23 protein-coding genes and 4 pseudogenes are annotated in these 21171 nt (G+C 68.0%); 11 read left to right on the forward strand and 16 right to left on the reverse strand.

The window, feature by feature from the left end; translation table 11 throughout:
- From KPL57_RS54590 to KPL57_RS73085, 3 genes and pseudogenes are all read right to left on the reverse strand, one after another.
- A pseudogene (locus tag KPL57_RS54590) lies at window positions 1–622 on the reverse strand (hypothetical protein); the annotation flags it as partial.
- Complete coding sequence (locus KPL57_RS54595; protein WP_226358191.1) at window positions 622–1335, reverse strand: GNAT family N-acetyltransferase; 714 nt, start codon at window positions 1333–1335, stop codon at window positions 622–624. The pseudogene KPL57_RS54590 and the gene KPL57_RS54595, both read right to left, overlap by 1 nt.
- Window positions 1336–1582: 247 nt before the next feature.
- Window positions 1583–1771 (reverse strand): lactococcin 972 family bacteriocin, encoded by a 189-nt coding sequence (locus KPL57_RS73085; protein WP_226358216.1) that lies wholly within the window; start codon window positions 1769–1771, stop codon window positions 1583–1585.
- 411 nt (window positions 1772–2182) lie between these two features.
- On the opposite strand from KPL57_RS73085, the gene KPL57_RS54605 reads away from it, so the two are divergent.
- Window positions 2183–2701: a hypothetical protein gene (locus KPL57_RS54605; RefSeq protein WP_226358192.1), complete on the forward strand. Its 519-nt coding sequence runs from the start codon at window positions 2183–2185 to the stop codon at window positions 2699–2701.
- Window positions 2702–3059: 358 nt separating this feature from the next.
- Here KPL57_RS54605 and KPL57_RS54610 read toward each other — a convergent pair.
- The 3 genes and pseudogenes from KPL57_RS54610 to KPL57_RS54620 form a co-directional block, all read right to left on the reverse strand.
- Window positions 3060–3872 (reverse strand): annotated as a pseudogene (locus KPL57_RS54610) (IS256 family transposase); the annotation flags it as partial.
- Window positions 3873–3886: 14 nt separating this feature from the next.
- Entirely contained in the window at window positions 3887–4165 is a 279-nt protein-coding gene (locus KPL57_RS54615) for a transposase family protein (protein ID WP_226358193.1), read from the reverse strand.
- A gap of 5 nt (window positions 4166–4170) precedes the next feature.
- Window positions 4171–5394 (reverse strand): ISAs1 family transposase, encoded by a 1224-nt coding sequence (locus tag KPL57_RS54620; protein WP_226351754.1) that lies wholly within the window; start codon window positions 5392–5394, stop codon window positions 4171–4173.
- Between the two features lie 67 nt (window positions 5395–5461).
- On the opposite strand from KPL57_RS54620, the gene KPL57_RS54625 reads away from it, so the two are divergent.
- Window positions 5462–5665 carry a transposase family protein gene (locus KPL57_RS54625; RefSeq protein ID WP_226358194.1) on the forward strand — a complete coding sequence of 68 codons (204 nt, stop codon included), beginning with the start codon at window positions 5462–5464 and terminating at the stop codon, window positions 5663–5665.
- 105 nt (window positions 5666–5770) lie between these two features.
- Window positions 5771–6994, forward strand: coding sequence for an ISAs1 family transposase (locus KPL57_RS54630; protein ID WP_226351754.1), 1224 nt, complete (start codon window positions 5771–5773; stop codon window positions 6992–6994).
- A 19-nt stretch (window positions 6995–7013) separates the two neighbouring features.
- Here KPL57_RS54630 and KPL57_RS54635 read toward each other — a convergent pair.
- Window positions 7014–7321 (reverse strand): annotated as a pseudogene (locus KPL57_RS54635) (IS3 family transposase); the annotation flags it as partial.
- A 149-nt stretch (window positions 7322–7470) separates the two neighbouring features.
- The gene (locus KPL57_RS54640) at window positions 7471–8757 is read right to left on the reverse strand and encodes a hypothetical protein (RefSeq protein ID WP_226358195.1); all 1287 of its coding nucleotides are present in this window, start codon (window positions 8755–8757) and stop codon (window positions 7471–7473) included.
- A 163-nt stretch (window positions 8758–8920) separates the two neighbouring features.
- Here KPL57_RS54640 and KPL57_RS54645 point away from each other — a divergent pair, with 163 nt between their 5' ends.
- Window positions 8921–9340 (forward strand): hypothetical protein, encoded by a 420-nt coding sequence (locus KPL57_RS54645; RefSeq protein WP_226358196.1) that lies wholly within the window; start codon window positions 8921–8923, stop codon window positions 9338–9340.
- Here KPL57_RS54645 and KPL57_RS54650 read toward each other — a convergent pair.
- Together KPL57_RS54650 and KPL57_RS54655 are read right to left on the reverse strand one after the other, a co-directional pair.
- A complete protein-coding gene (locus tag KPL57_RS54650; RefSeq protein ID WP_226358197.1) occupies window positions 9337–9669 on the reverse strand; it encodes a hypothetical protein in 333 nt (110 codons plus the stop codon). The two genes, KPL57_RS54645 and KPL57_RS54650, sit on opposite strands and share 4 nt — an antisense overlap.
- 42 nt (window positions 9670–9711) lie before the next feature.
- The gene (locus KPL57_RS54655) at window positions 9712–9993 is read right to left on the reverse strand and encodes a hypothetical protein (protein WP_226358198.1); all 282 of its coding nucleotides are present in this window, start codon (window positions 9991–9993) and stop codon (window positions 9712–9714) included.
- Window positions 9994–10409: 416 nt separating this feature from the next.
- Here KPL57_RS54655 and KPL57_RS54660 point away from each other — a divergent pair.
- The 4 genes and pseudogenes from KPL57_RS54660 to KPL57_RS54675 all read left to right on the forward strand — a co-directional run.
- Window positions 10410–10886 (forward strand): annotated as a pseudogene (locus tag KPL57_RS54660) (transposase); the annotation flags it as partial.
- Between the two features lie 443 nt (window positions 10887–11329).
- Window positions 11330–11686, forward strand: coding sequence for a hypothetical protein (locus KPL57_RS54665; protein WP_226358199.1), 357 nt, complete (start codon window positions 11330–11332; stop codon window positions 11684–11686).
- 295 nt (window positions 11687–11981) lie between these two features.
- Complete coding sequence (locus KPL57_RS54670; protein WP_226358200.1) at window positions 11982–12284, forward strand: hypothetical protein; 303 nt, start codon at window positions 11982–11984, stop codon at window positions 12282–12284.
- Window positions 12285–12401: 117 nt separating this feature from the next.
- Window positions 12402–12713: a C40 family peptidase gene (locus KPL57_RS54675; RefSeq protein WP_226358201.1), complete on the forward strand. Its 312-nt coding sequence runs from the start codon at window positions 12402–12404 to the stop codon at window positions 12711–12713.
- A gap of 50 nt (window positions 12714–12763) precedes the next feature.
- Here the strand turns inward: KPL57_RS54675 and KPL57_RS54680 are convergent, their stop codons facing one another.
- From KPL57_RS54680 to KPL57_RS54690, 3 genes are all read right to left on the reverse strand, one after another.
- Window positions 12764–13000: an antibiotic biosynthesis monooxygenase gene (locus KPL57_RS54680; protein WP_374203926.1), complete on the reverse strand. Its 237-nt coding sequence runs from the start codon at window positions 12998–13000 to the stop codon at window positions 12764–12766.
- A gap of 394 nt (window positions 13001–13394) precedes the next feature.
- A complete protein-coding gene (locus KPL57_RS54685) occupies window positions 13395–14675 on the reverse strand; it encodes an IS256 family transposase (protein ID WP_226358202.1) in 1281 nt (426 codons plus the stop codon).
- A 282-nt stretch (window positions 14676–14957) separates the two neighbouring features.
- Window positions 14958–15404: a hypothetical protein gene (locus KPL57_RS54690; RefSeq protein WP_226358203.1), complete on the reverse strand. Its 447-nt coding sequence runs from the start codon at window positions 15402–15404 to the stop codon at window positions 14958–14960.
- 213 nt (window positions 15405–15617) lie between these two features.
- Between KPL57_RS54690 and KPL57_RS54695 the strand changes: the two genes are divergently transcribed.
- The 3 genes from KPL57_RS54695 to KPL57_RS54705 all read left to right on the forward strand — a co-directional run bounded on the left by KPL57_RS54695 (window position 15618) and on the right by KPL57_RS54705 (window position 19032).
- Window positions 15618–16841, forward strand: a complete 1224-nt coding sequence (locus tag KPL57_RS54695; RefSeq protein WP_226351754.1) for an ISAs1 family transposase — start codon at window positions 15618–15620, stop codon at window positions 16839–16841.
- A gap of 637 nt (window positions 16842–17478) precedes the next feature.
- Entirely contained in the window at window positions 17479–18138 is a 660-nt protein-coding gene (locus KPL57_RS54700; RefSeq protein WP_226358204.1) for an Lsr2 family protein, read from the forward strand.
- A gap of 33 nt (window positions 18139–18171) precedes the next feature.
- Window positions 18172–19032, forward strand: a complete 861-nt coding sequence (locus KPL57_RS54705; RefSeq protein ID WP_226358205.1) for an Lsr2 family protein — start codon at window positions 18172–18174, stop codon at window positions 19030–19032.
- A gap of 6 nt (window positions 19033–19038) precedes the next feature.
- Here the strand turns inward: KPL57_RS54705 and KPL57_RS54710 are convergent, their stop codons facing one another.
- From KPL57_RS54710 to KPL57_RS54720, 3 genes are all read right to left on the reverse strand, one after another.
- Entirely contained in the window at window positions 19039–19473 is a 435-nt protein-coding gene (locus KPL57_RS54710; protein ID WP_226358206.1) for a hypothetical protein, read from the reverse strand.
- 31 nt (window positions 19474–19504) lie between these two features.
- A complete protein-coding gene (locus tag KPL57_RS54715) occupies window positions 19505–20269 on the reverse strand; it encodes a transposase family protein (RefSeq protein WP_226350834.1) in 765 nt (254 codons plus the stop codon).
- Window positions 20270–20627: 358 nt separating this feature from the next.
- Complete coding sequence (locus KPL57_RS54720; protein ID WP_226358207.1) at window positions 20628–21011, reverse strand: hypothetical protein; 384 nt, start codon at window positions 21009–21011, stop codon at window positions 20628–20630.
- Between the last annotated feature and the right edge of the window lie 160 nt (window positions 21012–21171).

Below are 21171 nucleotides of genomic sequence, written 5' to 3' on the forward strand. Positions count from 1 at the left end.
TCGAGCACGGGACGCCGGCCACGTCTATCGCGCCGTCGAAGGGGGCGTCCGCGGGGGCCGCCAGTTCCGAGGCTAGTTTCACCTTGTCCGCTTCGACCAGGCCACGCTCGAGGAGCCACCGCCGTGATGCCTCTGAGCCGACCACCGCGGTGGTGTCCAGCCCGCAGTTCTGGGCCAACTGGACTGCGAGATGACCGACGCCACCCGACGCGCCCGAGATGAGAATCCGCTGGCCCGAGGACAGCCCCAGCTGGCGGATCGATCGAAGAGCCGTGAGCCCGGCCACCGGCAGCGCCGCCGCGCTCAGGTCGTCGACGGATGGCGGAACCACAGCGACATCCCGATGGTCGACGACTCTGTGTGTAGACCAAGCCCCGGACTGCCCCCACGTCGCGACCCGGTTGCCAACAGCGGGCCCGTGCCCGTTGCGGGAGCTCTTCTGGACGATCCCGACCGCATCCCACCCCGCGGGCTTGTCGGGATCCCAAGCGATTCTCGCCTCTCCGGCGTTGAGTGACACCCGTTCGACGGCTATTACCACCTCGTCGGGGCCGGCCTCGGGTGCGGGTGTGTCGCTAACCCGCAACTGGTTGTTGTGCAGGAAGATCGCCGAGGTACTCATCAGTGTGTCCTTGTCGTCGAGACGGTGTGCCCGCCAGCGGTGATGTGGGCGGGATTTGAGTCCGCGGCCTGGCGTGCCCCGGTCAGAATGACCCGGGCGTAGTGGAGCTCGTCGGCGCGTCCGCCGTCGAGGTCGACCAAACGCGCAGCTCTACGTCCCTCGAACGTGAACCCCGCCTTCTCGGCGACTCGTATCGACGCGGTGTTTCCAGGCTTGATTCCCAGTTCAAAGCGGTGGAACAGTCCAACTGCGGCAGACCAGCGGCAGAATGCCTCCAGGGCACGAGCCGCATAGCTGCGTCCGCGGTACCCAGGACGGACCTGGTACCCGACGTCGGCGACCCCGGGAGGGACCAGCTTGCGAACCTTGATCAGGCCCACTGGTGCGTCGTCCACGGACTGCGCGATCGTCAGAGCCGCGCGATCGGTTAGACGCCAGTCGAGATACCCTCTTCGAGCGGCATTCTCGGCCCGCTGCTGCGTGGATCCAGGGAACAGCGCCCACCGACGCGACAGCTCGTCGTTGTCGCATTCGACTATCATGCTCGCGTCCTCTGGCGCGAGGTTCCGTAGATAAAGCTCCCCCGCGACGACCTGTTCCCCGGCGATGCGGGGGAATCCGTCTGGCTCGTTCCAGTCGTCAAACCGCTCCATCACCGCAAGGTGCCCGGCTGGCGTCGGTCGAACCTCGACCAGCCGCATCTTTCGTTCCACAGCCCACTCGATGGCCGTGGTGTCTCGTACCGAAACTTGAACCTTCGTGGGTTCCGGCATCCTAGTCATCAGCGATTCACCCCAATCTTCCCTGACTCGCATTTGGATACATATTCTGTATGGATCGTTCAGTACAAAATAAGGGCAGAGAAAGCCTCCCATTGCGGTCCGTTCACCGCAGCGTTAACTCAAAGAGAGTGCCTGCAGCACCCCCTTCGCGATCGCCTCCATACTCGCCCGCGGGTTCTTAGCTCTCTCTCCAGAAGGCTTCAATCACGGGGCCAGGCATAGTCCAGCTAAGCCTCGTTTTTGCCCAGAGGTCAGCGCTAATATTGTTTTTAGCTTGACGGCCACCTCGTTTCGTAGTGGCGCCATGGCGCTTGGCAGGGTGAATATGATTCGACCATCCTTTCCAGGGCTCGACAAAGTCGCCTATTACGACTTTGTCGAGCTCCGGAAAGGATGGTCACCGCCAACTCTCCTGGAAAATATAACAGACTAGGAGCGTAAGTCCAACACAAAGTACGATCAGAAACAGAGGCGACACTAGGGCTTGATTGAGTGGGGATCCAAATATTAGGTCGGTGAGGAGTGATGCCCCGACACCAGCGAAAGCAAGGATTGGCGTCCAGCCTGGAATTTTTCATACTTCAGCGCTCTGATTGGTTGAGCGAGGAGTCAGGGGAAGCAGTGAGCTGCAGCGGCGGTGGCTCCTCCGTCAATGGCTCCAGTAGCAACGCCATCGATGGCGCCTGCGGTAGCTCCTGCTACTGGAATGACGGAACCTGAAGTACCGCCAACCGCAGCTCCTCCAAGGCCTCCGGTGACAGCTCCTCCGACGGTTCCGATGGTGCACTTTGCCCAGTTGATGTACTCGTTAGCATGGTGGTTGTGGCTTATTGTGCTGCGTACGGTTGCCTTGTTGTCGCCGTCTAGGGTGTATGTGAATGTGGTGATCTTTCCGTCTTTAGCGATTCGCGCGGGGAGGACTTCAAGAGTCTTGCCGTGGTTGTCGATGATGGACGTGTGGGTTCCGTCTGTGGCGAACTTCGCGGCGCTAAGCGTTACGACTCCTGTGGAGTCGTTTACCTTGTTGAAGCTGAATGTGGGCGCGGCGGACTGGCTGATTCCTGCTGGAGTGCTGGCGGGGTGTGGGGTGTCTGCCGCAGCGATTCCGCTGGCTGAGCCCATTGCGATGGCGGCGATGAATGCCGCAGTGAGCCTTTTTCAACCTGTTTGCACAGGTCAGACGGCCGCAGATCAGAGGGCCGGGCTCGCTCCGGGGATCGAGCCCGCGCCCGGACGTAGCCAGGATACCTTCCAGTCGTTCAGCGCCGCGTTGACCCGCTGTCTTCAAAGGCGATGACGAGGAGACGCCGTGGCGACCGTCTTCTGACACGCCGTCAGAGGGTAGAGTCACGAACTGCAAAGCTCTGACCTGCACAAACAGGTTGAAAAAGGCTCAGTGGTGAGGGAGCGTGCAAGATTCTTTGTTTGCATGATGGCATCTGAGCATGGTTATCACTCTCTGTCAAGGGCGAGTGCGTAGCGTAATTACGCCGTTGCCGTGAGTGGTTTTGATGGTGAGCGTGTGAGGGGTTCGTCCTTTTTAGTGCTATTTGGTGTTTGCTGCGGTCAGTGAGATGCTTCTATGACTGTCAAGCGGCGATCGGGTGTCCCTGGGTCGCGGTGAGCAATCGTCAAGACCTGTGGATGAAGATCTTTTAGGCGGCTTCGGTGTGGGTGTGGGCATCGGGTCGTTCGACGAGGCGGCCGGCGTCGAATCGGGCTCCGGCTCGGACGAGGGCGACCAGGTGCGGTCCGTTCACGGCGCGCCATCGGTTCTGGGCGGCCTCGATGAGTTTGAACGCCATCGCCAGTCCGGCCGCGCGTGACCCGGGCCCGCGGGTGACCCGGGTGCGGTGGCGGACCGTCGCGAACGTGGACTCGATCGGGTTCGTGGTGCGTAGGTGTTGCCAGTGTTCGGCGGGGAAGTCGTAGAAGGCGAGCAGTTCGTCGAGGTCGTCACCGATCTTCGTGACGGCCTTGCCGAACTTCGCCCGGTAGGCGGCCTCGAAGCGGGCCACGGCGTCGAGGGCTCTGCGCTTGTCCTCGGCGTTCCAGATCTCGGTCAGCGCCTTCTTCGCCCCCGGATGCGCTGACTTCGGCAGCGCGGCAAGGACATTGGCGGTCTTGTGGACCCAGCAGCGCTGCTCGCGGGTCTGCGGGAACACCTCGCGCAGCGCGCCCCAGAACCCGAGCGCGCCGTCAGCGACCGCGAGCACGGGTGCTCGCATGCCGCGCCGCGCGCAGTCGCGCAGCAGATCGGCCCAGGACTCGCTCGACTCGCGGTAGCCATCGGTCAGGGCGACGAGTTCCTTGCCGCCGTCCGCGCGGACTCCGATGAGCACGAGCAGGCACAGCTTGTGTTCCTCGAGGCGGATGTTGACGTGGATCCCGTCGGCCCACAGGTAGACGTAGTCCACACCGGACAGGTCTCGGCGGGAGAAGGTCTGCTGTTCGGTCTTCCAGGAGGCTTATTCAGGCTCCGTCAGGTAAGTGCGTAGAAGATGAGTCCGATGACTGCCGAGATCGTCGTTTTAAATGTGGCGTAGGGTCGGCGGTAGTCTGTGTGGAGAACTTTCCACGACTTGATATGGGCGATGACTCGCTCGATGGTGGCGCGTGTGCGGTTGAGGCTCTTGTTGAATGTTTTCTGCCAGTCGAGAAGTTCCCGGCCGGGTTGTTTTTTGAACGGGGTGAGCATGCCGCGCCCGATGTAGCCTTTATCGCCGATCGGTGGGTATGTGGCGAGGCAGGGCCCCGGCAAAGTCGCTAGATGATCTTGTAGGTGGTCAGTGGTCGATGGGGGTCGCGGGCGTGGTGGCGGAGTGCTGCGGCGATGTTGCTGACGCCGTGCAGGCGTAGCGCGGTGATCGCGAGGTTCCGCAACGCCGACATGACCTGCGGGGCGTGACCGGTGTGGGCGGTGGCGCGGTCTTCGTCGAAGCAGACATCACGGACCCAGTGCAGGCGATTCTCGATCGACCAGTGCCCACGGATCCAGCGGGCGAGCAGTCCTGGATCGGCGTCGGTGCTGGTCAGGCTGGTGATCGCGTAGGCGGTCTCGGTTCTCCACTTCCCGCCAGGCCGCAGTGGGCGACGCCGGCGCACCAGCTTGATCGCCTGGGATGCGTGGGGGAAGAACTCTGCGCCCAGGTCGGGACAGGGGTGCAGGCTGACCACGCTGATCGTGCGGGTCTCGACGCGGCCGTGCCCACGCCCGCGTTGACGATCAGCGACGCCGATCTGGGTCCAGGGCAGCGCCCGTACCCGTGCCAGCAGCGTGGGCTGGTTCGCTTTGATCGTCATCAGGTAGTGCCCGCCGCGGCGGTGTAGGTAGTCGGCGTGGGCTCGCTGGGTGTGCAGAGCGTCCGCGGTGACCAGTACATCGTCGAGGTCGAGGGGGTCGAGCAGCGCGGTGAACGCGGTGATCTCGCTGCCCTTCTCTGCGACCTGAACCTGGCCGAGCACGCCACCGCTGGTCTGGTCGAGCACCGACACCAGATGCGGGAGCCAGACCCTGCCGTCGGCGGCACGGACGCGGGCGCCGCGCAGGGTCTTGCCGTCCAAGGCCAGCACGCGACGCTGTTCTCGCCGGGGTGTGCCCTCCGCCGCCGGCTGGGCGCTGAGCTGGGGCAACACCCAGGACTGCAACGCCGCCTCCAGCGCCGAGGCGTCGACCCGTTGCAGGACCCGGCGGATGGTCGACTCGTGCGGAGCGACCGCGCCCACCCCGAGCACGTCCAGCACGGCGCGGCCGACGTCATGGGCGTACTCGGCGATCGCGGTGAACGACCGGGCCCCCGCCAACACCGCGCACGCCCCCAGTAGCAACACCGCGAGGACACCGTGGCGGACACCGCGTGGTTTCCGCGGGTCCGGCACTCGCGACAGGGCCTCCACCAGCGACAACCCCGCCGCCTCACCGACCGGCGCGGCTCTCCCCGCGTCAGGACCGACCTCCAGGCCTTCCAGAGCAGCAACGATCGGAGACACTGACACTGCGGACACAGGCTTCCTGACGTGAGCAAGGATTCGACACCCTCATGATCACGCCAAGCCTGTGTCCGCACCCACCCCGCACGTCACCGCAGCTCAGGACCCACCCATCACGACTTTGCCGGGGCCCTGCCTGGAAGGGCAGCTGTCGTGGATCTCCGACCCGACCCCAGGCTCCCGACACGACCTACATTGCCTCGACCAATCCGGCGCCCTCGACCACCTCGCCACACAGGGCCCCGGCAAAGTCGTGATGGGTGGGTCCTGAGCTGCGGTGATGTGGGGGGTGGGGGTGGGTGCGGACACAGGCTTGGCGTGATCATGAGGGTGTCGAATCCTTGCTCACGTCAGGAAGCCTGTGTCCGCAGTGTCAGTGTCTCCGATCGTTGCTGCTCTGGAAGGCCTGGAGGTCGGTCCTGACGCGGGGAGAGCCGCGCCGGTCGGTGAGGCGGCGGGGTTGTCGCTGGTGGAGGCCCTGTCGCGAGTGCCGGACCCGCGGAAACCACGCGGTGTCCGCCACGGTGTCCTCGCGGTGTTGCTACTGGGGGCGTGCGCGGTGTTGGCGGGGGCCCGGTCGTTCACCGCGATCGCCGAGTACGCCCATGACGTCGGCCGCGCCGTGCTGGACGTGCTCGGGGTGGGCGCGGTCGCTCCGCACGAGTCGACCATCCGCCGGGTCCTGCAACGGGTCGACGCCTCGGCGCTGGAGGCGGCGTTGCAGTCCTGGGTGTTGCCCCAGCTCAGCGCCCAGCCGGCGGCGGAGGGCACACCCCGGCGAGAACAGCGTCGCGTGCTGGCCTTGGACGGCAAGACCCTGCGCGGCGCCCGCGTCCGTGCCGCCGACGGCAGGGTCTGGCTCCCGCATCTGGTGTCGGTGCTCGACCAGACCAGCGGTGGCGTGCTCGGCCAGGTTCAGGTCGCAGAGAAGGGCAGCGAGATCACCGCGTTCACCGCGCTGCTCGACCCCCTCGACCTCGACGATGTACTGGTCACCGCGGACGCTCTGCACACCCAGCGAGCCCACGCCGACTACCTACACCGCCGCGGCGGGCACTACCTGATGACGATCAAAGCGAACCAGCCCACGCTGCTGGCACGGGTACGGGCGCTGCCCTGGACCCAGATCGGCGTCGCTGATCGTCAACGCGGGCGTGGGCACGGCCGCGTCGAGACCCGCACGATCAGCGTGGTCAGCCTGCACCCCTGTCCCGACCTGGGCGCAGAGTTCTTCCCCCACGCATCCCAGGCGATCAAGCTGGTGCGCCGGCGTCGCCCACTGCGGCCTGGCGGGAAGTGGAGAACCGAGACCGCCTACGCGATCACCAGCCTGACCAGCACCGACGCCGATCCAGGACTGCTCGCCCGCTGGATCCGTGGGCACTGGTCGATCGAGAATCGCCTGCACTGGGTCCGTGATGTCTGCTTCGACGAAGACCGCGCCACCGCCCACACCGGTCACGCCCCGCAGGTCATGTCGGCGTTGCGGAACCTCGCGATCACCGCGCTACGCCTGCACGGCGTCAGCAACATCGCCGCAGCACTCCGCCACCACGCCCGCGACCCCCATCGACCACTGACCACCTACAAGATCATCTAGCGACTTTGCCGGGGCCCTGGGCGTAGAACGACGACCTCGAGACGTGCACGAGCTCGCACAACCGCTTCACCTCGAAGGTGTGCCGGTGGTCAGCGACGAACTGGAAGCGGGTCACCAGCGCGTCTCCCCCGCGAAATACTTGGCCGCCCGCTGCAGGATCTCCCGCTCGGCGGTCAGCTTCTTCTCGCTGATCTCGAGTTCACGGACCCGGGCCTCGAGACGGGCGATCTTCTGCCTCGGTGGTTCCTCCCCACCCAGGCCCGACCCCGGCGTGGTACGCATGGGCTGTACCGGGCTGGGGCAGCTACTGCCATCAGCTGCGGTCTTGATCGTGACCAGCGCCGGGACGACCAGAGCGGTGAACACGACTTTCGTCTCGGTCGGGGACAGCGTGCCGATGCCGAAGCCGCGGGCCCGGCGCCAGTTCCCGTAGGTCCGCCGCGCTGGCGGCGCGCCACTGCTGCTGTTGCTCATGTTCACCGTCCTGGCTCGCCGGTGTCAGCGCCTGCGCCGGGTGGCGCGGCCCCGGCACCCGACGGACCGCCAGCGCTGCCGCTGCGTTCTGCTCCGGGGTCGGGGGTCTCGCTGGTGGGGCTGGTCAGCTGGGCGGCGGTGGCCTCGGCCGCCGACTGCGCGGCCTGCACCGCCGCCGTGCCAGCGGCCGCGGCCGCGCCGAGTCCCGACACCGCAGCACCAGCACCCGCAGCGCTTGCGGTGCTGGTCCCGGCTGCCGCGCCCGGAGCCGGGCCGGCGGCGGGCGCGGAGGTGGTCTGCGGGCCGGGCGCGGCACCGCTTGCTCCCGGGGCCGCCGATCCTGCCCCCGCGGCACCCGCCCCGGAGACCCCAGGCGCCCCGGCTGGCGGCGCTGCAGGTGGGGTGGCCCAGGCCGGGGCGCTGTCGGGGCCGGTCAGCTCCAGTGTGCGGGCGTTGCGCATCCCGGCCAGCGACACCGCCCCGGTCGCCGCCCCAGCCATCATGCCGCCGGCGGAGCCGCTGGTGATCGTGGTGCCGGTGAAGGAGAAGAACCGCATCAACGCCGGCAACGCGATCACCGCGAGGGCGAGGATGACGATCCCGACCAGGATCGCCACCCACTCCGGGCCACCCCCGGCCGGGGTGGGGGTGGACATCAGGGTCATCCCGATCGCGTAGATCAGCCCGGCGATCGGCTTGTAGAAGATCAACGCGGCCAACCACGCGACGACGGTGGGGAGCCACCGGCGGGTCGCCCCGGACAGCGCCCCGGCTGCGGCGATCGGGAGGACCGCGATCAGCACGAAGATCCCCGCCTGGCGGACGAACATCGCCAGCCACTGCAACACCCCCAGCACGAGGACGATGGCGCCGAGCAGGATCTGCGACCCCACCCCCATCTGCGACAGCTGCAGGACGGTGGTGAGGCGGTCGACGAACTCCGGCAACGCCGCCCCGAGGAAGTGCGTGGTCGCCGCGTCCGCCGCGGCCAGCGCGGTGACCGCGAGCAGGACCCCGACGGTGGTGGCGAGCACGAACCGCACGAGCCCGGCGGCGGCGTCGAGGAGGGGTTCACCGCGGCGGGTCAGGATCATCTTCCCGACCTGGCACAGCAGGCAGGTGGTGACGATCGCGGCCACGATCGGCCCGGTCAGCACCGCGAACCGCTCCGCATGCGCGGCCAGGCCGTCGAAGACGGTGTCCTCGGCCAGCCACCACGTCAACAGCGCGGCCAGGATCTCCGCCGCCGACTCCGCCAGAGCGCCCCCGGGATCAGTCCAAAACCCCACCTCACACCACCGCCGCCGACGCAGGCGTGGACGTGGACGTGGACGTGGACGTGCGGGATACCGGCGCAGGTCCGGCCGGGATGGTCGGGAAGGATGACCGACCGTGAGTGACAGCGATGGTGACCTCGAGGGTGATGGTGCTCTTCTCGTTACGGTCGGTCAGGTGTTCCCGTCGCTGGGCTGGAAGAACCCGGTCGAGGTCAACTACATCCTCTCCGAATTCCTGATCGAGCAGATCCGGGAAGACCGCATCGTCGACGCGACCGTCGCGCCGCTGCCCGACCCCACCGACGGGGTCGTGCTCACCCTGACCGTGATCGCCACGGGGGAGCTGCCCGGCGGGACCGCGGTCGCCGACGGCGTCGCGCAGGCGGTGGCGGCGATGCAATCGTCCTGGTTGTGGCTCAACGCCGGCCTGTCCGCGAACGGTCTCGCAGAGGTCGACGATGAGATCATCCGGCGGATGATCCTGTTCACCGGCCGGGACCTGCAGGTCCGCTACCTCGACGCACCCACCCCGGAAGAGGAACTCGACATCTCCGGGTTCATCCGCTCCCAGCTGTTGATCGACCCCCAGCCCTAGAGGAAGACCGCGACGATCCCCGAGGCCCCCGCGGCCAGGGCGAGGCCGCCGACGACCCACAAGGTGCCGGTCAGGCCGTCGATGGCCATCGCATGATTCCGTTTCCGGCCGACGACGATCAGCCCCGCACACACCAACAGCCCGACCACCCCGGCGGCGATCAGCCCCCACTTGATCCACCCGATGATCTGATCGACGAAATCCCCCAGCTTCCCCGGTGGGCGCTGCGCGGGTGGGTCCGGCGGCGCCACCTGCCCCGGCACCAGCGCTGGGTCCAGGGCGGTGAGCGTGTCGGACGCCGACACCGCAGCGGTCATCACCAGGGACATGAGAGCTCCTCGAACGGGGACGCGGCAGCGCCGCGGTGGTGGTCATGCCGGACGCACCCGAGCACCCGGCGACGCCACCACGACCGGACCGACCGGAGCGGCGGGAGCGGCGGGAGCGACGTCGGCCGGGGCCGACCTGACGTCGTGCTCGGGGAGGGCGGCGTGGTCGGGGAGGGCGAGGACGGCGTCGATCACCTGTCCCAACGCCCGGACCAGCGCTCGTTCGGGTTTCGACAACTCGGCGGGGTCAAGGGCCAGGAGCGTGGCGGCGCGCTGGATCGGGCGCAGGGTGTCGCGCCAGGCGGCCACGAGGGGGATGGGCACGATCGCGGCGGTGTGCGGCTCGATACTGCGTAGCCGATTCCGCGTATTCGAACCCCATGCCGCTCCAGGAGCATCAGCGACCACAGCCAGCACTGGCGGGCCCGGGGTGTGCTGCAACGCGTGCGCCGCACCACCGACCGAGGACACCGTCGACCGACACACCACCACCGCCACCGGCGACTGTGCCCGGTAGACACCCCGATCCACACCACCCACCGCGGCAGCGAGCAGCGACGTGCCGACCCCACCGGCGACCCCGGCCACACACGGACGCTCCCGCACCCCACCACCCCACCTCAGCCGCGTCGAGCAATGCTTGAGACCTGTGGATGACCTGGAGGGGCCGTACCCTCCCGGTGATCTTGAGGCTCTGAAGCAAGGCCGGCGGGTCAACGCCGGCCGGAAGGGTACGACCCGTGCTCACCGTAGTTCCTGGAGCTGCTGACACCGATGAACCCCGCCGGGGCGGCGGCTCGCTGATCGACGACCTGGTCCGCGAAGGCGCCCGCCGGATGCTGGCCGAGGCGTTGCAGGCCGAGGTCGATGACTACATCGCCCGCCACGCTGAGGAGCGCGACGAGCACGGCCGGCGGCTCGTGGTCCGCAACGGCACCCACCAGCCCCGCGAGGTCCTCACCTCGGCCGGCGCGGTCGAGGTTGTCGCCCCGCGGGTCGACGACCGCCGCATCGATCCCGAGACCGGGCACCGCTGCAGGTTCTCCTCGGCGATCCTGCCGCGATGGTGCCGCCGCACTCCGAAGATCACCGAGGTGTTACCGCTGCTGTATCTGCACGGACTCTCGACCGGGGACTTCGTGCCCGCGCTCGGGCAGTTCCTCGGCTCCACCGCGGGCCTGTCGGCGTCGATGGTCACCAGACTGACCGAGACCTGGGGTCGGGTCGGAGATCCACGAGGCTTATTCAGGGTGATCATGGAGCGAGGCGCTTCCCCAGGTCAGCGTCTCAACGCAGCAGTCTGTTGAGCGTCCCTGAATAAGCCTCGCGGGCTGCGGTTGCGCTGTTGGATGAGTTCCTCGACGTCCTGGAAGTCGAGCCGGCCAGCCCGGTCGGCGCGGTGGGTGAGGCGGGTCGGGTGGTCCTCGACGCTGCTGCGGATAGTGGCCGCAGCCCAGCGGTCGGCAGTGCTGTGGGTGCTGTGTCTGGGCCTGCGGCCCCGTCGGAGCGCCCCGTGGACACCGCGGCGCCGAGGTCGTCTGCCAGTGGCGCCAGCACGGTCACGCGGACCACGGATGAGCACACCAGCACTGGTCAGAGCACCGAGCCGCGGAGCGAGGGCCCGGATGACGCCCAGCAGGGCGAGGGTCTGGCCGCTGGTGTGGAGACGTTGACCGAGCAGGCCGCCCATGCGGCTGCGGCCGATCCGGACGCGGTCGCGCTGCTGGAGACCCTCACCGACCCGGCCCTGAACCTCGACGACCTCGACACCACCAGCAGCAGCAAGAGCGCTGAGAGTGCTGGTGAGGCGATCTCCCGAACCAGCAGCAGCGCCGCACCCGCACCCGCGACAGCGGCCGGTCCCGCCGCTGAGGCCCCGCCCGCCGCCCAGGAACCCGACGCTGCGGCGTCGGCGTCGGCGTCGGCGGCTCCGGTCGCGGAGAAGAGCGCGGGCGGGGCCTCGGAAGAGGTGTGGGCGTGGCCGGCGTGCAGCGAGCGGCTCGGTCTCACCGACTGAACTGGTGAGCTGGGCCGGTGCGGGTGTTGGCTCCGGGCCTGTGGTGTGGGAGGGACTGACGCAGGGGGACCGTGCGTCACCGACACCAGGCCGCCGTTCCCACACGAGACGAGGAGGGTCGGTGGTGTGCAGGCCCGGAGACAACCCGCTCGGGCCGACCGGCCGAGGGGCTCTACGTCTCGGCGGGTCTCGGCCCGAGCGCCACGAAGGGTAGCGGGTGGGTGCGGCCTGTGTCACTACCTCGCCAGTCCCGATACCGAGGCCAGGTGAGAAGGGCGAAGAGGGAGCGACCGCGGTGAAGACCATGACGAGCGGGCTGGTCTGTGTGGCTGCGTTGGTGGGTGTGGTCGTCGTGCTGCTCGTGATCGCCCTCGGCGGCGCGATCACCGCCGGCGGCCGCACGTCCTCGCTAGGCGTTCCCGGGGTGGTGTGTGCCCCGGCCGGGGTGGATCCGGCGGAGTTGGTCGACGGGTTCGGCCCCGTCCAGGTGTCCAACGCCGCCCACATCGTCGCTGTCGGCGTCGAGATGGGTGTCCCCGTCCGGGGCCGGGTGGTCGCGGTCGCGACCGCGATGCAGGAATCGACGCTGCTCAACTAGGCCAACACCACTGTCACTGAATCGTTGACACGCTCGTATGAGGCTGTCGGCGCCGACCATGACTCTGTCGGGTTGTTCCAGCAGCGGGCCGCCGGTTGGGGGCCGGCCGCTGTCCGCATGGACCCCAGGGGGTCGGCGCGGTTGTTCTATGAACGGCTGCTGCAGGTCCCCGGGTGGGAGACGATGGCACCCCTCCAACCCGCCATCACCGACCCCGCCCACGTCCAACCCGGGGACATGCTCCTGTTCACCAACAACGGGCACCCCGGCGGGATCCACCACGTCGGCCTCTACCTCGGCGCCGGCCAGATGCTGCACGCCCCGCAGACCGGCGACGTCGTCAAAACCGAACCCGACATCTGGAACAACAGCTACTACGCCCGCGAGTTCATCGGCGCCGTCCGCGCCACCCACCACCCCGCCACGTAGACGGCCGCGTCACCATGGTCCCGGGGTGAATGCCTGGAGCGATGCCCGGGTTATGCCTCGGGCGCCGAGGTCGGAGACGTGGCGAGGTCGACGGTCTCGAACTCCAGCAGGTCAGCACCAGTCCCGACCTGCGGGCGGTCGGTGTCGCAGTGCGCCGCCTCACTGCCCTCGGTACGCCAGACCTGGAAGGCTGCGTCGGACTCCCACCGGGTGTAGACGAAGTACCGCGTGTCACCCGCGACCGGACGACAGCGCGTACGCGGCGACCCCGAACCCAGCCACCCCACCCATGCACCCCTGAGCGAACCGAGCCGCGAACCGCGCCTCCAGCTCCGGGCCCTGCCCATCAGGCACCGTGATCGCGTTGATCTTCACAACAGTCATGGGTGTCTCCGTGGTGGTCGAAGTATGGATCGTACGTATCGAATAACAGCAGATGATCCCCGCAGGGGACAGGGGCCCGAAAACAGGCCCGGGCCGCTATGGGGCGATGTGTCGCTGAGCGGGACGGCTTCGCAGCTCGTCAGTGACTTGGGTTCGGAGGGTGGCGTCGTCAGCGGCCAGCGCGACTAGCGAGCGGACCACGTCCCCCTTGGTGACCCGGCGGCCGAGCAGCGCGCGGAGCTCGATCATGAGACGGTCGAACTCGAGCAATCGTCAAGACCTGTGGATGAAGATCTTTTAGGCGGCTTCGGTGTGGGTGTGGGCATCGGGTCGTTCGACGAGGCGGCCGGCGTCGAATCGGGCTCCGGCTCGGACGAGGGCGACCAGGTGCGGTCCGTTCACGGCGCGCCATCGGTTCTGGGCGGCCTCGATGAGCTTGAACGCCATCGCCAGTCCGGCCGCGCGTGACCCGGGCCCGCGGGTGACCCGGGTGCGGTGGCGGACCGTCGCGAACGTGGACTCGATCGGGTTCGTGGTGCGTAGGTGTTGCCAGTGTTCGGCGGGGAAGTCGTAGAAGGCGAGCAGTTCGTCGAGGTCGTCACCGATCTTCGTGACGGCCTTGCCGAACTTCGCCCGGTAGGCGGCCTCGAAGCGGGCCACGGCGTCGAGGGCTCTGCGCTTGTCCTCGGCGTTCCAGATCTCGGTCAGCGCCTTCTTCGCCCCCGGATGCGCTGACTTCGGCAGAGCGGCAAGGACATTGGCGGTCTTGTGGACCCAGCAGCGCTGCTCGCGGGTCTGCGGGAACACCTCGCGCAGCGCGCCCCAGAACCCGAGCGCGCCGTCAGCGACCGCGAGCACGGGTGCTCGCATGCCGCGCCGCGCGCAGTCGCGCAGCAGATCGGCCCAGGACTCGCTCGACTCGCGGTAGCCATCGGTCAGGGCGACGAGTTCCTTGCCGCCGTCCGCGCGGACTCCGATGAGCACGAGTAGGCACAGCTCGTGTTCCTCGAGGCGGATGTTGACGTGGATCCCGTCGGCCCACAGGTAGACGTAGTCCACACCGGACAGGTCTCGGCGGGAGAAGGTCTGCTGTTCGGTCTTCCAGGTCTCGGTCAGTCTGGTGACCATCGACGCCGACAGGCCCGCGGTGGAGCCGGGGAACTGCCCGAGCGCGGGCACGAAGTCCCCGGTCGAGAGTCCGTGCAGATACAGCAGCGGTAACACCTCGGTGATCTTCGGAGTGCGGCGGCACCATCGCGGCAGGATCGCCGAGGAGAACCTGCAGCGGTGCCCGGTCTCGGGATCGATGCGGCGGTCGTCGACCCGCGGGGCGACAACCTCGACCGCGCCGGCCGAGGTGAGGACCTCGCGGGGCTGGTGGGTGCCGTTGCGGACCACGAGCCGCCGGCCGTGCTCGTCGCGCTCCTCAGCGTGGCGGGCGATGTAGTCATCGACCTCGGCCTGCAACGCCTCGGCCAGCATCCGGCGGGCGCCTTCGCGGACCAGGTCGTCGATCAGCGAGCCGCCGCCCCGGCGGGGTTCATCGGTGTCAGCAGCTCCAGGAACTACGGTGAGCACGGGTCGTACCCTTCCGGCCGGCGTTGACCCGCCGGCCTTGCTTCAGAGCCTCAAGATCACCGGGAGGGTACGGCCCCTCCAGGTCATCCACAGGTCTCAAGCATTGCTCGTCGAACTCAACGGCCTCGGCGGTGTCGAAGAGCACCGAGAACTTTGATTCCCCGTTCCTCGGACCGGTCGTGGCGCTGGCCGGCTCGGTAGCGCTCGGGGTGTCGGCGGTGTTGGGCGGTCGGGTGTTGGCCTGGGCCATGCGGTCTCGGAACGCGGACGCTCGCTGAGTACTCATGTGGTCGCCTTTTCAGTAGTTCCAGCGGTGGTTGTGCCAGGACTGGAGCTATCGGAGCTGGAGGTATCGGTTCGGCACAGCTCGGTGACGACGTCGGCGTACTCAGCTGGTTCCGGGACCGTGCCGTAGGCCAACGAGTAGGACTCTCGCAGGTGGGTGACGCTGTCCAACAGCGGCAGCCCCAGGTCCTCAGTGACCATCTCGCGGGCTTCGGTGGCGGCCCGAGTCCCACCTCTGACCATGACCAGTAACACAGCGGCATGCAAAGGATGAGTAACGTCGACCTCCGCGGCCAACTCGAATGTCGCTGGCAGCTCCTCTAGATCCAACGGCCGGGGGGCACACGGTACGAGGAGGAAGTCCGAGACCGTCATCGCGCTCCGCAGCATCGCTGGATTCTTTGGCCCGGTGTCGATCACGACGTGCTCGTAGTCGCCCGCCATCTGAACGACCCGGCGGGCGAGATCTCGAGAGGCGAGCGGGGCAACGACACAAGCATCAGGCCACCGCTCCCCCAGGGCCCCGGCAAAGTCGTGATGGGTGGGTCCTGAGCTGCGGTGATGTGGGGGGTGGGGGTGGGTGCGGACACAGGCTTGGCGTGATCATGAGGGTGTCGAATCCTTGCTCACGTCAGGAAGCCTGTGTCCGCAGTGTCAGTGTCTCCGATCGTTGCTGCTCTGGAAGGCCTGGAGGTCGGTCCTGACGCGGGGAGAGCCGCGCCGGTCGGTGAGGCGGCGGGGTTGTCGCTGGTGGAGGCCCTGTCGCGAGTGCCGGACCCGCGGAAACCACGCGGTGTCCGCCACGGTGTCCTCGCGGTGTTGCTACTGGGGGCGTGCGCGGTGTTGGCGGGGGCCCGGTCGTTCACCGCGATCGCCGAGTACGCCCATGACGTCGGCCGCGCCGTGCTGGACGTGCTCGGGGTGGGCGCGGTCGCTCCGCACGAGTCGACCATCCGCCGGGTCCTGCAACGGGTCGACGCCTCGGCGCTGGAGGCGGCGTTGCAGTCCTGGGTGTTGCCCCAGCTCAGCGCCCAGCCGGCGGCGGAGGGCACACCCCGGCGAGAACAGCGTCGCGTGCTGGCCTTGGACGGCAAGACCCTGCGCGGCGCCCGCGTCCGTGCCGCCGACGGCAGGGTCTGGCTCCCGCATCTGGTGTCGGTGCTCGACCAGACCAGCGGTGGCGTGCTCGGCCAGGTTCAGGTCGCAGAGAAGGGCAGCGAGATCACCGCGTTCACCGCGCTGCTCGACCCCCTCGACCTCGACGATGTACTGGTCACCGCGGACGCTCTGCACACCCAGCGAGCCCACGCCGACTACCTACACCGCCGCGGCGGGCACTACCTGATGACGATCAAAGCGAACCAGCCCACGCTGCTGGCACGGGTACGGGCGCTGCCCTGGACCCAGATCGGCGTCGCTGATCGTCAACGCGGGCGTGGGCACGGCCGCGTCGAGACCCGCACGATCAGCGTGGTCAGCCTGCACCCCTGTCCCGACCTGGGCGCAGAGTTCTTCCCCCACGCATCCCAGGCGATCAAGCTGGTGCGCCGGCGTCGCCCACTGCGGCCTGGCGGGAAGTGGAGAACCGAGACCGCCTACGCGATCACCAGCCTGACCAGCACCGACGCCGATCCAGGACTGCTCGCCCGCTGGATCCGTGGGCACTGGTCGATCGAGAATCGCCTGCACTGGGTCCGTGATGTCTGCTTCGACGAAGACCGCGCCACCGCCCACACCGGTCACGCCCCGCAGGTCATGTCGGCGTTGCGGAACCTCGCGATCACCGCGCTACGCCTGCACGGCGTCAGCAACATCGCCGCAGCACTCCGCCACCACGCCCGCGACCCCCATCGACCACTGACCACCTACAAGATCATCTAGCGACTTTGCCGGGGCCCTGGGGGCCGTGGGGTCCGTCGCTGTCGGGTGGTGTGGAGCGGTCGTATTTTTGTCGGTCGTGCAAGTTGACGGCGGTGGGGATCAGTGTTCCGACGGGTTGGTATCTGTTGGAGCGGTCGCGGGTGGTGGGGGTCGTCATCTGCGGTTGGGGATGTATTGCTCGTTGGCGTGTGTGTTGTCGGCGGCGGAGGATTTGAAGTTCGGTGAGCGTGAGCATGCCCGGCAGTTGGGGACCTCGGCGGATGCGGAGCGGGATCGGGCTCGGGTGTTGGAGCGGGCGGAGACGATGATCCGTCGGGGGATGACCGCGAAGGCCGCTGCGGATGTGCTGGGGGTGCCGCCAGCGGCGTTGCGGACGTGGTTGAAAGCCGCGGGGATCCCGGTGGTGCCCGACCCGGTGGAGGCGCCGGCGGTGACTCCGGTGTTCGCTGCCCCGGGCAGCGTCCCGCCCCCGGCGGTCGGGGGGGGAGGTGCGGGGTCCGGCGTAGTGCAGGCCGTGCCGGTGTCGCAGGTGGGTACTGGGCCGGGGATGTCCACCGATGTCGATCCCGCTGTCGAGGCCGAGCCTCAGTCTGCCCGGGGTGAGGGTAGCGCTGCGCGGGGCGGTTCGACAGGTTCGGTGCAGCAGAAGACCGTGGTGAAGACGGCGGGGAAGACGGCGGCCGGTTCGAAGGGTGCCGGGAAGAAGGGTGGGGTGAAGCCGGGGCAGGATCCGGTGTTGGGGAAGTACACCTCGCCGCGGGCGTTGTTGCATCATTGGCGGCAGGTGGAGCGGATCGCGGATCTGGAGATCGGTGCGGTCCCGGCGGGAGTGGGGAAGTCAGGGCATCCGCAGGGGTTCACCGCGACGGTGTCGGCGCGGCTGCTGGTGGGCGACACCGTGGGCGAGGTGGTGGTGTGTAGGGCGACGGAGGGGGCGAAGATGAAGGCGTGTGATGTCGCTGCGTATGCGTTGGCGAAGATTCTGCGCCCGATCATGGACGCCGCCGCAGGCGTGGCTGCGCCGTCTGCGGCGCGGTCGACACTGCCGTCGGGGGCTGGTGTTGCCGTCTCGGCCCCATCGGATCCCGAGCCGATGCCCGAGCCTGGGCGAGTCACTGAGTCCGAGCTCGGGTTTGCTCCGGCGGGTTCGTCCCCGGCCGCGCCGTCTGTTGCGGCACCGTCTGCTGCTGGTCTGGATGCGCGGGTGGTGCGGGAGTGGGCTCGTTCGCAGGGGTACTCGGTGGGGGAGCGGGGTCGGCTTCCGGCGCATGTCCGGCGGCTTATCTCGCTGCGGTAGCGGGTTCGGCGTCGTCCGGGTGAGCATGGGCGGGTGAACAGACCCGACCTGGATGCCGTGGTGCCCGATGCCGTGGTGCCCGATGCCGTGGTGCCCGATGCCGTGGTGCCCGATGGTGCGGGGTCTGGTGTGGCGGGGGAGATTGTGCGGGTTCGCCGGTTCGCGGAGGTGGTGCGGGCGGCGCGTCGGGCGGCGCGGGGTGTGGAGCCGCATCCGGTGTGGGGTGATCGGGAGGCTGAGGCGCTGACCGCGGTGCGGGTGGTGTCGGCGTTTCTGGATCATCATGCTCACACCGATGTCGCTCGGGTGTTCGTCGGCACCCTGCTCAGCTCCCTGCGTGACCTCGGCGACCTTGGCGAACTTGGTGGGGTCGGTGGTCCTGCTGCTGCCGCTGTTGCTGCGGCGGTGACCGGTGCGGGCGGCGGCGATGTCGGGGCGGCTGCTGGTTCTGGGGGGTCTGGTTCTGCGGGGGCGGTGCGGGGTCGTCGTCGGCGCTCGGCTGTTCGTGGGGGTGTCGCCCACGAGGGGGATGCGCCTCTGGCCTTGTGGCCGCTCGACGACAGTCCCCCCGACCCCGACCCCGACCTCAGCGGGGGCGGTGTCAGCGTCGGCGAGCCTGGCGTCAGTCTCGGTGCCCCGGGCGGGGCGGACGATGGCTCGCCGGGCGAGGGTCGTGCTGTCGCCGATGTGGATCAGGGTGTTCCCAGGAAGGCCGCGCCGCCGCGGGTGTCGCCGGTGTCGGTGGGGGCGGTGCGGGTGTGGGCGCAGGCTCAGGGTTATCCGGTGGGTGCGCGGGGGCGGTTGTCGGGGCAGGTGCGGGATGCCTATCTGCGGGCCCATCCGGAGTTGCTCGATCCCGGCGGGTCGGGTCTGGCGACTGGTGGTCGCTGCTGATTCGGGTCAGGGTGTGAGGCCGATCCGGCGGTAGGCCGCGGTGCGGTCGAGGTGGGTGATGGTCAGGTCGTCGCCGCCGATGGCGATGGTCAGCACCTGGATTTCGTCGGGGCTGTATTGGTCGGGCAGTGTTCGTCCGAGGGTGGTGAAGCCGCGGTGCATGGTCTCGAGGGCGGTGGTGATGCCGTGGTCGATGCTGTCGGCGATGACTTCGATCCGGATGGTGAGGTGCTCGCCGTCGAGGTCGTCGGGGTCGTGACCGTCGGTGGCTGGCGGTTGGGTGGGTCCGGCGTAGGCGTCGGCGATCCGGCCTTGTCGGCAGAGCCCGGAGAAGTAGCTCATCAGGGCGTAGGAGGCCTGGTAGAGGTCTTTGTCGCCGCGGATGGTGAAGTCTTGGGTGGTGATGACCAGGATGTCGTCGGGGCCCATCGGGTCGGACATGTCAGACACTAGGAGGCTTATTCAGGCTCCGTCAGGTAAGTGCGTAGAAGATGAGTCCGATGACTGCCGAGATCGTCGTTTTAAATGTGGCGTAGGGTCGGCGGTAGTCTGTGTGGAGAACTTTCCACGACTTGATATGGGCGATGACTCGCTCGATGGTGGCGCGTGTGCGGTTGAGGCTCTTGTTGAATGTTTTCTGCCAGTCGAGAAGTTCCCGGCCGGGTTGTTTTTTGAACGGGGTGAGCATGCCGCGCCCGATGTAGCCTTTATCGCCGATCGGTGGGTATGTGGCGAGGTGGTCGAGGGCGCCGGATTGGTCGAGGCAATGTAGGTCGTGTCGGGAGCCTGGGGTCGGGTCGGAGATCCACGACAGCTGCCCTTCCAGGGTGGCTGCGACCTGGACGACGACGCCGGTGGTGCGATGCTTGCCCGACCACAGACCTGGTACGGCGGTCCATGACCAGCAGGGCAGCAGGGTTCCGTCGATGATGTACTGCCGATCGGCACGAAGCTCCTCCGCAGTCGGAACTACACTCCGCAGCGCCTGCGCCAGCAACGGTGTCACCCCCGCGATCGCTCGACTGACCGTCGACTGCGACACCCCGTAGGTTTCCGCCAACTCCCACTGCACACGATTCCCGCGCAGATACGCCAACGTGATCACCACCGACCAGAACAATCCCAGAATCGGCGGCCAAGGCCGTCGCAGGCCAGTCGCGTTCCGCTGATCCTGCTCATGCACCAGAGCGGCAAGATCCTGAATCTCATCACGCCGAAAGCCAGTGGTATAGTACATACTGCGACAGCCCATTCATCTCGGATTGATTCGACAAACCAATCTTCGCGATGGACGGGCTGTCGCCCAACCCGACACGCCGGGCTAGATCGTTATTTCACGGGCCCTGAATAAGCCTCTAGGGCAGTGTAGAGGCGCCGGGGCGCGGTGCAGTCGTTGTCGAGCGGGCAGGCGCCGGGGGTGTGGGAGAGCCCCGCGCCGGGGGATTGTGGGCACCCTGTGCGTAGTGCCGTGGTCCCTCGGTGCGGGGCTCTCGGTGTAGGCGGTCTGTCCGCTGTTCGTGGACAGCGGCCGCCCGTGTGGTCGCCGGCGTGGTGAAGGCTCCCGCCAGCGAAGCAGTACTGGGTGGTGCGGGGTGTTACTTGTGGCCCTTGCTGTGGATGTCGACGGCGGTGTCGCCGGCGGCGCCGGTCTGGGCGCAGGTGTCGGACTGGTCGGTGACCGAGTGTCCGGAGGTCGCGGTGCCAGAGCCGAGGATCCCCAGCGCGCCGGTGAGGCCGTTCGCTGCGGCGGCGTCCTCGATGGGGACCTGGATGCCGAGAGCGTTGATGGGGATGTTGTTGTTGCAGGCCTGGATCGGGACGTTGATGTTGTTGCCGTTCAGGCCCGAGATCAGCCCCTTCGAGCTCTTGTCGATCCCGTGGTCGCCGTGGTCACCGCTGCCGTGGGCCATCGCCACCGGCGAGAGCGCCATCAGCGATGCCGCTGAGGCGGCCACCACGATCCCGGTCTTCTTCCACATCACGCATGTCCTCCAGATAGTGCTGGTACTCGAATATGAAGGGGGGAGCCCGTACCAGCTGCAACGAGAGGTTTCCGGTCGGGAAACTGCAGGTCAAAGACTGTCACCCGGTCGCAGCGCGTCGACTGCGTAGTGGTTACGCAGTGTCGCCGCAAACGGT

This window comes from Pseudonocardia sp. ICBG601 (assembly GCF_020496245.1).

Bases quoted from the DNA above. Each gene is read 5' to 3' on its own strand.
- KPL57_RS54605 (WP_226358192.1), top strand. From the start codon at position 2,183: ATGGTGCACTTTGCCCAGTTGATGTACTCGTTAGCATGGTGGTTGTGG.
- KPL57_RS54650 (WP_226358197.1), bottom strand. From the start codon at position 9,669: ATGTCCCTGGTGATGACCGCTGCGGTGTCGGCGTCCGACACGCTCACC.
- KPL57_RS54675 (WP_226358201.1), top strand. From the start codon at position 12,402: ATGGACCCCAGGGGGTCGGCGCGGTTGTTCTATGAACGGCTGCTGCAG.
- KPL57_RS54690 (WP_226358203.1), bottom strand. From the start codon at position 15,404: ATGGCGGGCGACTACGAGCACGTCGTGATCGACACCGGGCCAAAGAAT.
- KPL57_RS54710 (WP_226358206.1), bottom strand. From the start codon at position 19,473: ATGTCCGACCCGATGGGCCCCGACGACATCCTGGTCATCACCACCCAA.
- KPL57_RS54715 (WP_226350834.1), bottom strand. From the start codon at position 20,269: ATGTACTATACCACTGGCTTTCGGCGTGATGAGATTCAGGATCTTGCC.
- KPL57_RS54720 (WP_226358207.1), bottom strand. From the start codon at position 21,011: ATGTGGAAGAAGACCGGGATCGTGGTGGCCGCCTCAGCGGCATCGCTG.